Raw genomic sequence first — 13,222 nt, 5'->3', positions numbered from 1 at the left:
ATGGACCTCAATACGATCTGGTTTCTCGGAATCGCGTTCCTCTTCGCGGGCTACTTCGTGCTGGAGGGCTTCGACTTCGGCGTGGGCATGCTCCTGCCGTTCGTGGGCGGCGAGACGCCCGAGGACAACGACCGCCGGCGCACCGCGCAGGTGAGCACCATCGGGCCGCTCTGGGACGGCAACGAGGTGTGGCTGATCACCGCCGCCGCGGCGATTTTCGCCGCCTTCCCCGAGTGGTACGCCACGCTGTTTTCGGGGTTCTTCTTCCTCTTCGTGCTCATTCTCGTCGGCCTGATCGTCCGCGGTGTCTCGCTTGAGTGGCGCGTGAAGGGCAAGACGGCCGAGTGGCGTCGCCGCTGCGACATCGGTACCACCTTTGGCTCCTACCTCCCGGCGTTTCTGTGGGGAGTGATTTTTACGAACCTCGTTGCGGGTGTGCCGCTTAACGACAACGGCCGCATCAGCTCCATTACCGACGGCTTCATCGGGCTGTTCAACCCGCTGGGGCTTGTTGGCGGGCTCACGTTCGTGCTGCTGTTCGCGCTGCACGGCGCGAACTTCGTCGCGTTTAAGGCGCACGAGCCGCTGCGCGGGCGCGCCCGCACGCTGGCGCTGCGCTGGCTCGCCGCGCCGACGGTAATCGTCTCCCTGCTCTACGTCATCTGGCTGCAGACCTCCGCCGGGGCGCAGTGGACTTGGGCTGCCGTGGCCGTGGCGGCGGTGAGCATCGCCGTGGCGATCGCCGCGACAGTCGCCAACCGCGACGGGTTCGCCTTCGCCGCCACGACCGTCGCCATCGCCGCGGTGTGCGTGGTGCTCTTCGGCTCGCTGTTCCCGGACGTTATCCCCTCGACCAGCGCGCACCCGGGCTGGGACATCTACTCCGCGGCCTCGAACCCATACACGCTGCGGATTATGAGCTGGGCCGGGATCATCATCCTGCCGGCCGTGATCGTGGCCCAGGCGTGGTCCTTCTGGTCCTTCAGGCAGAGGGTGAAGGTGTAAGAAGCACCGTGGCCTCCCCTGTCGACCCCCGCCTCGTGCGGTTTGCGCCCCCCGTGCGCCGGTTCATCCTCCGCACGGGAATCGCGCAGGGGGTCACCACCGCGTTAGTCGTCGCGCGAGGTGTTCTGATTGGCGTGATCGCGGCGTCCGCCATCGAGGGGCGCGACGTGAACTACGTATTGCTGTTCGCAGCGCTCACCGCGGTGATCCTCGCCCACAGCGCCGCGGCCGCGGCGGCGCAGCGCGCCTCGCTCCACGCCGCCGGCGCCACCATCGACGTGTTGCGCAGCAAGGCGCTGGCCGCGCTGGCGCGCCAGGACCCACGCGCCGTCGAACGCGACTCCGCCCTGTGGCGCCACGTGCTCACCCGCGGCCTGGACGACTTTCGCCCCTACCTCACCGATTTTCTGCCCTCGCTCGTCGCGGTGGTGATCGCGACGCCGATCGCGCTGATCGCGGTGTTCTCCTTCGACGTCGTCGCCGGCGTCTTCGCGCTGGTCACCCTGCCGCTGATCCCGGCGTTTATGGTGCTCATCGGCACGCTCACCGCCGCGCGCACGGAGCAGCGCCTGCGTGTTTCCACCGCGCTCGGCCACCAGATTGCGGACTTGCTGCGTGGAGCGCCGACGCTGCGCGCGATGCAGGCGTCGACACGCCCGGGCGAGCACATCCGCGACGCCGGTGCGCGGCACGCGGCCTCCACGATGGGCGTTTTGCGCCTGGCGTTCCTGTCGTCGTTCGCGCTCGAGTTCCTGGCCACGCTCTCCGTCGCGCTGGTCGCGGTGAGTATCGGCCTGCGCCTGGTCTACGGCGACATCAGCCTGCTCGCCGGCCTAGTCGTGCTCATCGTGGTGCCCGAGGTGTTCAACCCCGTGCGCAAGGTCGGCGCGAACTACCACGCCGCCGCCGACGGGCTCGAGGCGGTGGATAAGGTGCTATCGCTTATCGACGCCCCCACCGCCACCGCTGGCTCCTACCTCACGCCTGCTCGGTCCGGCGTGGAGGTGGACAGCCTGAGCGTTACCGGGCGCGACGGCACGCTGCCCCACAACCTGTCGTTCCGTGCCCACCCCGGCGAGGTCACCGTGCTGCGCGGGCCGAACGGGACGGGCAAGTCCACGACCTTCCTCGCCATACTTGGCGCGCTGCCCGATACCGACGTCAGCGGGCGCATCGCCGTGGGCGGCGAGGTGGCCTTCCTCGCGGCGCGGCCCGCGACGGTGCCCGGCACCGTGCGCGAGAACCTCGAGCTCTTCGGCGCGCCCGTCACTCCCACCCCGCTGGCCCCGACGGTCGAACCCGAGCGCTTCATCGACCCTGCCTCGCGCGGCGTCTCCGCGGGCGAGCTGCAACTGATCGGCTTGACCCGCACCCTCGCCTCGCCCGCGCCGATTGTGCTTCTCGACGAACCCACCGCGCATCTGTCCCCCGAGCGCGTCGCCGAGGTGCTCGACGCGATCCGCGACGCGGCCGAGCGCGGGCGCACGGTACTGGTCGCCAGCCACGACATGCGCGTCGCCGAGGCCTCCGACAAGGTGGTGGACCTGTGAGAAACGCCATATCCTTGCTGCGGGTCGCGGGGGTCAAACCCGGGGCCGTTGCGCTGGCGGTCGCCGCCGCAGCGGTGACGCTGCTGTCCGCGCTGAGCCTGACGGTGCTGTCCGGTTGGCTGATCACCCGGGCGTGGCAGATGCCCCCAGTGCTGCACCTGTCCGTGGCGATCACCGCGGTGCGGGGTTTGGGCATCTCTCGCGCAGTGTTTCGCTACATCGACCGGATCGTCGCTCACCAGCTGGCGCTCGGTGCGCTGAGCGAGCTGCGCGCGAAAGTCTACGACGCGCTGGCCTCGTCCGCTGCGACATCGCGCGGACAGGGCCACGTCTATGTGGTCGACGACACCGAGCGGGTCACGGACTTTCTGGTGCGCAGCCACATCCCCCGCCTCGTTGCGGTGGTGGTCTCCCTCGCCGCGCTGGGGCTTGCGGCGTGGCTGAGCCCGCCGGCCGCGTTGGTGATGGCGGCAGCTCTCGCCGTGACCGGTTTCGTGGTGCCGCGCATCGCCGCACGCTCGAATCGCCGCGCCCGCGAGGTGGAGGAGTCCACCGAGTTCGCCGTCGGCCTCGATCAGGTGCTGCAGCACCGCGTGGAGTTCGCCGCGGCCGGTCGGGCCGAGGCTTTGATCGGCGAGGTCGCGGAAGCGTCGCAACGCGTCACGCGCGAGAAGCTCGCCGCGCAGCGCTCAACCGTTGCGGCCGAGGCGATCCAGACCGTGGCCACGGGCGCTGCGGCGCTCGGCGTGGCGGCGATCGCGGTGGCTACCTACAGCGGGAATCCGACCTGGTTGGGCATGTTGCTGATGCTGTCGCTGGCGGCGTTCGAGTCCCACGGTCCCCTGCCTGCCGCCGCGCGCCACGCCGACGACGCCGCGCGCGCCGCATCGCGCCTGAGCAACCTGCTGAACACGCAACGCGCCGATGTCGCTGGACCCGCGGTGTCCGACACCGTCGAGGCGCGCGACCTGCGCACCATCTACGGCGATACGGTGTGGAATCTCCGCGTGGAGCCCGGCGAGCGCCTGCTCGTGCGCGGGCCCTCGGGCTCAGGCAAGACCACGATGCTGGAAACGCTCGCGGGGTTGGTGCCCGCCGCCTCGGGCGAAGCGACCGCCCCGGCAAGCACCAGGTTCTACGCGGAGGACGCGTGGGTGTTTTCAACCTCGGTGCGCGAGAACCTGCGCGTGGGCACGCCCGAGCTTGACGACACCCTCGCCACGCGCGTCCTCTCCGCCGTCGGCTTCCCCTTCGACTTGGACTTTGTCCTCGACAACGGCGCCGACTCGCTCTCGGCCGGGCAGCGCCGCCGCCTGCTGCTCGCCCGCGCGCTGTGCAGCGACGCCGACGTGCTGCTTCTCGACGAACCCACAGCGCACCTGACCCCCGACGACTCAGCCGATCTAATGCACATGCTGCTCAACTCGCCGCTGCCCGGGCCGAAACCGCAACGCACCGTGATCGTCGTAGCCCACGAGAACTAGCCGGGCTGGTCGATCGGGTCAAGCTCGCCGGACGGCCACACCACGTTCTTCGCCAGCGGGATCTGGTGCGAGGCCGACTCCAGGATGTGCATGAAGTACCCGGCGGTGTTGGGGATGGCGATGATGTCGCCGGCTGAGACCCCCTGGGGGAAGCGGATCCTGCGGCGCAGAATCACCTCGTCCTCGATGCAGTAGGCGCCGACGAGGAAGGCCTCGACAGCCGCGGACGGCGGCGTGCGCTTGACCAGGATCGGGTCGACGAGGTAGTCGTCCGAGGTGGTGCGGCACTGGGTCCGGTTCATGTGCAGGCAGACGAGCGGGAGGCCGTCGCTACGCGTCTTCACGAAGGCGACTTGGGCGAGGATCACTCCGCAGCCGTCGAGAAGCGAGCGGCCCGGCTCAAGGTGGAGCCGCAAGCCGCGCGCGGTGAGCGCTTCGGCGACCCCGCCGGAGAGCACCTCGTCCAGCCACGGCCCGCGTGTGGGCCGCTGGTAGTACGGGTAGGTGGTGGCAAGCGGGTCGGATCTCCACGTGAACGGGGCGGCGTAACCGGCCCGCTGGGCGGCGATGGCGGCCTGGTAGTCGGCCCACTGCTCGGCGTCGTCGAGGTAGCTCATGGGCACCCCGCCGCCGATGTCGATGAACTCCGGGGTGTGGCCTGCGGCGGTCAGTGTATCGGCGAGCTCCATGCACTCGCGCAGCGCGGCCGAGCGGTCCGCGGCGGCGTAGCCGTGGAGGTGGGCGTGCACGCCGACGACGTGTACGGCCCGCGCCGGCTGGCCCGGGGCGGTCAGGTGCTCAACCCACGTGCGCAGCCGCTCGCCGAAGCGGGTCGGCGGCATCGTGTCGGGGTCCGGGGCGAGGCGGGGGGCGACGCGCGCGGCCCGCCCTCCCGCGAGATCGGCGAGCCGCGCGATCCGCTCGTACTCGTCGACGTTGTCGGCGGAGATCACCGCGCCGTGGTCAATGGCCAGCCGCAGCAGCTCATCGGTCTTGATGGCTGCGGAGACGATGATCCGCTCCCCCGGCACGCCGCGGTCGATGACCTGCCGCAACTCGTTGAAGCTGGCCACGTCCACGCCGTGGCCGGCGTCGCGCACGGCGTCCACAAAAGTCAGGCCCTTGTTCGCCTTGCGGGCGAAAAACACGCGCACGTCCACACCTCGGCTCGCGCCGGCGGCGACGAGCTCGTCGATGTGGGATTCCATCGGGGCGGCGTTGAGCACGTTGACGGGGTTGGAATAGGTCTCAAGCAGCGACTGGCAGGCGTCGGCATCGGCAAGCAGGTCGTCGGCCCACGCCTCTGTGCGCGCGGTAAGCGGCGGCGCTCCGTGGACGCGCTCGGGGTGCGCCATCGCGGCGGCGCTCACGCGCGCCGCCCACGCAGGGATCACCTCGTGGGAGCCGCGCCGCAGCGTGTCGTGGCCGAGGATCCAACCCTCGCTCATCCGCCCCGCCGCGGCGATGTGCGACTGCCCGACGAGCGTGCCGTCGCGCTCGGCCTTCACCGCCGCGGGGCCGCCCGTCGCGTCGGTCTGCGCCAGGCCCTTGCGCACGAGCGCACCGACTAGGGTGCCGTCGACGACGCCGGGGGGCGCGTTGACGGCGTCGACGACCACGTCCGCCCCCACCTCGCGGGCGAGGTCACTGAGACTGTCGCCGCCGCGGCCCAGCAGGTCGGTACGCACCCGGCCCTCGTCGATCGCGCGGACGAGGTCGCGGGCCGTCTCGGGCGGCGGGCCGAACCCAACCCGCTCGAGGATGCGGGTGAGCCGGTAGAACCGCTCCCCGCCCAGGCTCTCCCGCCCGCCGAAGGACGCGCGCTCGATCACCTGCGGGTAAAGGGTGCGGAACGTGTAGCCCACCGCAAGCGCCGCCGTCCACGGCCGCGACCCCTCAGCGGCCGCGAGGGAGGCGTGCAGCTCCGCGACCGCGTGCCCGGTGAAATCCGTGCCTGTGAGAACTGCGTTGACCTCCTCGAGGCCGCCGTCCCCGCCCTGGGCCTCGAGCACGCTTAACGACGCCTCGGCGACGGCCCCCACGAACTCCTCGTAGGAGCCGGAGGAAAGGATGGCGTCGGCGACGCCTCGTAAAGCGGGCTCGAGCGCCTTCTCGTCGGCCGGGTACGCCTTGACCTCCATGAACCGCCCGGAGCGGGAGACGGGGTAGAACGCCTTCGCCGGGGCGTAGCGGGTGACGTCGATGAACGTCAGCGCCGCGCCGCGCACGAGCACGGTGTCCGCGGGCGAGATCGCATCCAGCTTGTGGTGGGGGTAGGCGGGGATCGCGCCGTCGACCGGGGCCGCGGGGGCGTGCCCGGTGCACACCAGCACCTCGTCGAACACCGTGCCGTCGACCTCGAAACCGGCCCCGTGCGCGTCTAGGTCGCGCACCTCGACTTCGCGGAATGTCACCGCGCAGCCCCGCGGTGTGTTGTTTTCCAGCGCTCGCCAGGACGCGGCCAGGAACTCACCGACCTCGCGGCGCGGCGGGAAGGAGTCGTTCGCGCCGCGCCACGCGTTGAAGGAGCCGAGGCGGGACTCGATCGCCGTGGCGGGCACGTTGAGCAGCCACTGCCCCGGCCCGGCGGGCTGGAACGCGCCCGTGGCGCTCGCGCTGCCCAGCGGCCCGTCGTTGAACACCGTCAGGTCGATGCGTGTCCCGCGCTGGCGGGCGCGCTCGAAGAGTTCCTCCGCCGCCCACAGGCCGCGCGGCCCGGCCCCGATGATTGCTACCTTCACCCGATGTTCCTTTCGACCCATTCGTCGTTGTAGACCGTGTCCAGGTACGCGCGGCCGTCGTCGTGGAAGACGGCCACGATCTCCGCGCCCGGGTTCTTTGCCACCAGCTTATCGACGCCCCACGCCACCGCGCCGCCGGAGGCCCCCGGCATGAAACCGGTGGTCAGCGCCGTTGCCCGCGCGGCCGCGACCGCGTCGCGCGCGCTCACCCGGATCACCTCGTCGGGGACGACCTGGGTGGATAGCTCGGTGACCATCCCGGCGCCGTAGCCGGGCAGGACGCGGTCGCCACGCGCGCCATTGAACAGGACGGAGCCCTCGGCGTCGACCGCCACGACGCGGGTGGGCAGGTTGTGCTCCCGGATGTGGGCCAGGCACCCGCCAACGGTGCCGGTCGTGCTGACCGCCACCGCGAGGATGTCCGGCGCGTGCCCGAGCTGCTCCGCTATTTCACGCATCGTGCCCTCGCTGTGGGCGGTGAACGCCGCCCGGTTCGAGTACTGGTCCAGGTTGACGGCGCCGAGCTCGGTGACAATCTCCGCCACCCGCGCGCGGCGCGCCGTGAGCCAGTCCCCTGTTTCGGGGTCCGGCCGCTCGACCTCATGGATTGTGGCCCCGAGCGCGCGCATGTGTGCCAGGGTCGCGGCGTTCGTGCGCGTGTCGACGACACAGTGGAACCGCCACCCCCCAATGACGGCCTCGCGCGCAAGCGCCACGCCGAGGTTGCCCGAGCTCGACTCCACGACCACACTGCCGGGACCGATGACCCCGCGCTCCATCGCGTCGCTCACAAGCGCCCTTGCGGTGCGGTCCTTCGCGCTGCCGCCGGGGTTGAAGGACTCCAGCTTGCCCCACACAGTTGCGCCTGCATTGGGGAGACGGATGAGGGGTGTGCTTCCGACCGCGGAGAGCAGGCCTAGATTGTCGCTCTTTTCCATGAGAAGTATCTTATGCGTTTCCTATTGTCCCCGCGATTAACGCCTACAATTCTAAGGCATGGAAAACACTTCTGACAACCGATTCGACAACGGCATGGAGGTGCGCCGCGCAGTGATGAGCGACGCGTACGTCGACAACGCCATCGCCAGCACGACCGGCACCGACAGTGAGGCGCTGCAGAACCACGTCACCGCCACCGTGTGGGGCTCGGTGTGGACGCGCGAGGGGCTCAGCCGCCGCGACCGCAGCCTGCTCAACATCGGGATGCTCGTTGCCCTGCGCGCCAACGAGGAGCTGAGCGGCCATGTGCGCGGCGCTCTCACCAACGGCCTGACCCGCGAAGAAATCACCGAGGCGATCATCCAGGCCAGCGGCTACTGCGGGGCGCCCGCCGCGCTGTCCGCCATGAAAGTGGCCCAGGAGGTGCTCGACGCCGAGCTCGGTCCCAAGAGTTAATCCACGCCCAGCACGCCGCGCACCCTGACGCGCACGGCACCGCCGACCCAGAGCGTCTCGCCGTCATCGTCAAGCTCGATCCTGCCGGCGCGGCCCAGGTATCCAGAGCTTCACTCGGCCACGATTTGGACCGATCCGAGCACACGCTTTCTCCCTGCACGCTTGCGCCGCCCACACATGGAGGCGACGGTGCGGTGCGTTTCCCTAATTCCCCGCTCCGGAGTATGCTCGCCCCGTGAGAAAAAGCGGGCAGATCCTTGAACGAGACCTACGTCGCCTGTTGCGCGTTCCCCGAGCCTTCATCATCATCGTCGGCGTGCTCATCACCCCCGCACTTTACGCGTGGTTCAACATCAACGCCTTCTGGGAGCCCTACGACCACACCCAGAACATCCGCATCGCGGTGGTCAACAACGACCGCGGTGCCTCAACTGATCTCGTCGGCGAGGTCGACGTCGGCGAACAAATCGCCGAGCAACTCCGCGACAACGACAAAATAGGTTGGGTGTTCCTCCCCGAGGACGAGGCCCGTGACGGTCTGATGCGGGGCGACTACTACGCCATGTTCCTCATCCCGCCCGAGTTCAGCGAGGACTTGCTGAGCCTGGTCAGCGGGACCTACACCCAGCCCGTGCTGGAATATTACGTTAACGAGAAGAGCAACGGCGTCGCCCCCTCCATCACCGACGCCGGCGCCTCGGCCGTCGACGCCGCGGTGTCCTCGGCGTTCAAGCAGAAGGTCGGAGAGGCCGCGGCGACCGAGCTCCGCGAAACGGGCCTCACGCTGCGCGACAACGCAGACGAGGTACGCGGAAGGGCCGCCGGAAGCTTCGCTGACATCGCTGCCGCCCTCGACGCCGCGCAGCTACGAATCAGCACGATGAAGCAGAGCGTCTCAGGCGCTCGGCCAGTCGTTGGCGAGCTGAGCGCCCTCGTCGAATCCGTCGACGACACCCTCGGGTCGGTCGACTCGTCCCTCGGCGAGGCCGAGGGGATCATCGCCGAGCTGCAGAGCTCCGCCGCCGGGTTCACCGCGGACACCTCCACTGCGCTTGTTGAATCCACCAACGCGCTCAGCCTCGGCGCCGCCTCCGCCAACTCCACCATCGCGGGCGCTACGGATCAGCTCGGCACCGCTCAGGGGCGCGTCCGCTCGGCCATCAGCGAGGTAGACGGGGTGGTCGAACAGGGCGAGTCCGCCACCGCTCAACTGCGCGCCCTATCAGGCAGCGCGGCCCTGTCACCCGAGATCCGCGCCCAGCTCGATTCCGCGGCCAGCGCGTTGGAAGAGCGCACTACCGCCTCCCGTACGGTCCTCGACGGCCTGAACGAGGTAGACCGCAGTACGGGTGCGGTGCTGGCGTCGATTAGCGAGCTCGGCACCTCCCTTGAGGACGCAACCTCAGAGGCCAACGCCGCTGCACGCGCTGCGAGCCAGCAGATTGGGGAGTCCGTGCCCGCGCTCAACGCTTCGCTCGCCCAGGCGTCCGGCAGCGTTGCCTCCGCGCGCGGCGCGCTGAACAGCCAGCGCGCCTTGCGTGATGAGACGATATCGCTGCTTGCAGGGGTGGACAATCAGCTCGCGGCCAGCCTTGGCATCCTCGACGACGTCTCGGGCAATCTCAGCACGCTCGCCGACGGCGCGCGCTCTGCCGAGACCGACATTAACGCGCTTCTGGCCACGTCAGACTCGGAAATCCTCGACACCGTCACCAGCCTCAACTCGGCGAAGATCGGCGAGTACATCTCCTCGCCCGTCACCGTCGAGCAGCAGGCCGTCTTCCCCACCGAGAACTACGGCAGCTCCATGGCGTCCTTCTTCACGAACCTGGCCCTGTGGATCGGCGCGTTCATGCTGACGATCATCTTCCGCGTCGAGGTCGACACCGAGGGCTTCCGCCGCCTCACCGTCGGCCAGGCCTACCTCGGCCGATTTCTGCTCTTCGCTACGCTCTCGGTGCTCCAGGCCGTCGTGGTGACGCTCGGCAACGCAGCCTTCGGAGTGCAGATGCAGTCTTTTACCGCCTTCCTCGCCACCGCGATCGTTACTGGCGTGGCGTACACAGGAATCATCTACTCCATCGTCTCCGCGCTCGGCCACATCGGCCGCGGCATCGCCGTGTTCCTCGTCGTCATCCAGATTCCGGGTGCATCCGGGCTCTACCCCATCGAGCTGATGCCCGGCTTTTTCCGCCGAATCTACCCGTTCCTCCCCTTCCGCTACGGCATCGACGCAATGCGCGAAACCATCGCCGGATTTTACGGATACCACTACTTCCGTTTCATGGCGACGCTTCTCGCCATGTCCGCCGTGGCCTTCGCCTTGGGATGGTTGTTCCGCCTCACATCCTCACACGCAAACCTCTTGTTCAACCGCCAGCTCGCGCGCACCAATTTGATTACCAACGAGAAGGTCGAGGTCATGGGCTCGCCCTACCGCGCGTCCGACATCATGGCCGCACTGTCTGATCGCGAAGAGTTCCGTGGGGGTGTCGAGAAGCGGGCGCGGATGCTCAGGGAAAACTACCGCACCCTCATCTTCGGCGGAATCGGCGCGGGCGTTCTCGGCATCGCGATCATCACCCTGCTGACAATGCTTCTTCCTACCGACAAGACCATCATGCTCGCCATCGTGGTGGGCTGGTCCCTGCTGGTCATCCTGTACCTCGGCGCGGTTGAGTACTTCACCCAGAGCCTCGTCGACGTCGAACAGGTCTCCCTTCTCGGTGAGGCCGAGCTGCGCGACGCCGTGATCCACCGCCACGACTCCGCCGGCACGAGCGTCACCATCCGGCCCACCGGCGGGGAAAGCGAGGCCACCCAATGAGAACCGTCTTCTCCATCGCCTACAACGACCTGCGCCGTCTCTACACCAACGTCATGGCGGGCATCGTCATGGTCGGCCTCATCGCCATTCCCTGTCTCTTCGCGTGGTTCAACGTGCTGGCTACGTGGGACCCCTTCCACGATACGGAGCGCCTCCAGGTGGCGGTGGCCAACACCGACGAAGGACACACGAGCGACCTCACCCCGCTGTCCGTCAACGTTGGCGACATGGTGCTCTCCCAGCTTTACCGCGATAAATCGATGGACTGGGTGATCACCGACGCCGACGACGCCATTGAGGGTGCGAAGTCAGGCGAGTACTACGCCGCGATCGTCCTTCCGCCCACATTGAGCGACGACATGTTCACCTTCTACGCCGGCAACTCCGAGCCCAGCCGGATCGACCTCTACGTCAACGAGAAAAAGAACCCCATTTCCCCGCTGCTCGTCTCGAGCGGGGCGCAGGGCGTCAGCGCCCAAATTAGCGCGTCGTTTACCAGGGCGCTGAGCGAGGTGTCCTTCGGGCTAATCGAAACAGCCTCGGACTTCTTCAACGAGGCGGAGACCCAGCAGGCGCTCGACTCCATCGAGAAGCGCACCGCCAGCGCCCGCGACCAGCTCCTCTCCATCGCCGACACCGTCGATGCTCTCGCCTCCCTCACCGAGTCGAGCGTGCCGCTCGTCGACAGCGCTGAGCGGATTTCCGCGGCGCTGGGCGACTCCCTCGACCAAGTGCGCCCCGCCGACCTCGGGGCCACCGGGGCGGGCCTCAACGGCGACGGCGCGGCGCTTGCGGCGGCGCTGGCGGCGACGTCGGAAAGCTTTGCCGCCGTAAGCGACCGCGTCGACCAGCTGATGGCGGACTCTTCCGCCACCTCCCAGGCCACCGCCGCGAGCCTGACGGACATCGCCGCGCGCGTCGATGTCCAGGTGAAGCAGTACACGGCCCTGCGCGACACCATCAACGGCCAAGTCGCCCCGGCGCTTCCCCCCCACGCCCAGCCGGGGGCGCGCGCGGTGATCAGTGACCTGGACGACGCCATCGCCCGTCAGACGGCCGTGCGCGACCGGCTCAACGACGCAGCCGCGCGCCTTGCCGCCGGGCAGGGTGGACGCGGCAGGGACAATGCCGAGCGCCAGGCAATCAAGGACTCCATCGCTCAGGCCCGCGAGGCGATGGACTCGGCCCGGGCGTCCTACGACACGGGGCTCCGCCCCCGCCTCGAGGCGCTGTCGAGTTCGCTGGACGACGTCCGCGCAGACGTCGACAAGGTCCGCTCGGACATGGACAACGTCTCCTCCGCCCTGGCCAACCGACCAGGTTCGCTGCGCGACACCCTGGCGGCCTCAGGCGACAACCTGCGGGACACCGCCGACTCGTTGCGCTCCAACGCGGCGACGATGCAGGAGGCGCAGCAGTCAATTGCCAAGGCGCGCTCCGACGGCGACCTGACACAGTTGGCCGACCTCGTCTCCCGGCACCCGGAGCAGCTGGCCGACGCCCTTGTCGACCCTGTCAAGGTGGAGCGTAAGAGTGTTTTCCCACGCGTCAGCTTCGGCGCCGGCATGGCCCCGCTCTACACTGTGCTCGCCCTGTGGGTGGGCGCCCTGCTGACGTCGTTGGCCGTGCGCACCGACGACAGCTCCATCGAGCAGAACGTGGTCGCCCCCAGCCAACTCACAGCGGCCCAAAAGTACCTCGGCCGCTACCTCACCTTCGTCACCACCGGGCTAGCCCAGTCCACCCTTCTGATGGCGGGGCTCATCCTGTATGTCGGGATCGAGCCCGCGCACCCGTTCCTCCTCTTGGTGGCGGGATGGGTCTCGAGCCTGGTGTTCCACCTCATCTGCTATACATTGGTGGTTTCTCTGAGCAATTCCGGCAAGGCCATCGGTGTGCTCATTCTCGTGCTTCAGGTGTCGGCGGCGGGCGGCGCCTATCCGCTGCAGCTGCTGCCGGGCTGGGTGCAGGGGATTAGCCCGTGGCTTCCCGCGACCTACTCAATCCGAGCGATGCGCGCCGCCATCTTCGGCACCTATGGCTGGGATTTCTGGCGTGCCCTCGGCATCCTCGTACTTTTCTCGCTGCCCTTCCTTGCCCTCGGCCTCTGGCTGCGCCACCGGCTGAGCCACGCGATCAGCCGCATGGACAAGGCGGTCGCGCAGACCAAGGTGATGATGGCCTAGGCACCCGCGTGCTCGCCGCCCCTTCAAATCGTCG

General features: G+C 68.8%; 8 protein-coding genes. 6 read left to right on the top strand and 2 right to left on the bottom strand.

Annotation, left to right across the window (positions count from 1 at the left end):
- The 3 genes from cydB to cydC are packed head-to-tail and all read left to right on the top strand — an operon-like array spanning position 1 to position 4,039.
- The gene (gene cydB / locus RIU96_RS07745; RefSeq protein WP_311204853.1) at positions 1-1,005 is read left to right on the top strand and encodes a cytochrome d ubiquinol oxidase subunit II; all 1,005 of its coding nucleotides are present in this window, start codon (positions 1-3) and stop codon (positions 1,003-1,005) included.
- 8 nt (positions 1,006-1,013) lie between these two features.
- A complete protein-coding gene (locus tag RIU96_RS07740; RefSeq protein ID WP_311204852.1) occupies positions 1,014-2,555 on the top strand; it encodes an ABC transporter ATP-binding protein/permease in 1,542 nt (513 codons plus the stop codon).
- Complete coding sequence (gene cydC, locus RIU96_RS07735; protein WP_136652740.1) at positions 2,552-4,039, top strand: thiol reductant ABC exporter subunit CydC; 1,488 nt, start codon at positions 2,552-2,554, stop codon at positions 4,037-4,039. Before RIU96_RS07740 ends, cydC begins: the two co-directional genes overlap by 4 nt.
- Here cydC and RIU96_RS07730 read toward each other — a convergent pair.
- Positions 4,036-6,801, bottom strand: a complete 2,766-nt coding sequence (locus RIU96_RS07730; protein WP_396136755.1) for an FAD/NAD(P)-binding protein — start codon at positions 6,799-6,801, stop codon at positions 4,036-4,038. The two genes, cydC and RIU96_RS07730, sit on opposite strands and share 4 nt — an antisense overlap.
- Positions 6,777-7,718, bottom strand: coding sequence for a pyridoxal-phosphate dependent enzyme (locus RIU96_RS07725; RefSeq protein ID WP_259813811.1), 942 nt, complete (start codon positions 7,716-7,718; stop codon positions 6,777-6,779). The genes RIU96_RS07730 and RIU96_RS07725 overlap by 25 nt, the downstream gene beginning before the upstream one ends.
- 58 nt (positions 7,719-7,776) lie before the next feature.
- On the opposite strand from RIU96_RS07725, the gene RIU96_RS07720 reads away from it, so the two are divergent.
- The 3 genes from RIU96_RS07720 (at position 7,777) to RIU96_RS07710 (ending at position 13,188) form a co-directional block, all read left to right on the top strand.
- A complete protein-coding gene (locus tag RIU96_RS07720) occupies positions 7,777-8,175 on the top strand; it encodes a carboxymuconolactone decarboxylase family protein (protein ID WP_136652737.1) in 399 nt (132 codons plus the stop codon).
- Between the two features lie 235 nt (positions 8,176-8,410).
- Entirely contained in the window at positions 8,411-11,002 is a 2,592-nt protein-coding gene (locus RIU96_RS07715; RefSeq protein ID WP_311204850.1) for a YhgE/Pip family protein, read from the top strand.
- Positions 10,999-13,188, top strand: a complete 2,190-nt coding sequence (locus RIU96_RS07710) for a YhgE/Pip domain-containing protein (protein ID WP_259787523.1) — start codon at positions 10,999-11,001, stop codon at positions 13,186-13,188. The genes RIU96_RS07715 and RIU96_RS07710 overlap by 4 nt, the downstream gene beginning before the upstream one ends.
- The last annotated feature ends 34 nt before the right edge of the window (positions 13,189-13,222 follow it).

It is taken from the genome of Corynebacterium sp. Z-1 (assembly GCF_031844665.1).
Taxonomy (GTDB): Bacteria; Actinomycetota; Actinomycetes; order Mycobacteriales; family Mycobacteriaceae; genus Corynebacterium; species Corynebacterium sanguinis.
This window is presented reverse-complemented; position numbering and strand designations above follow the sequence as displayed.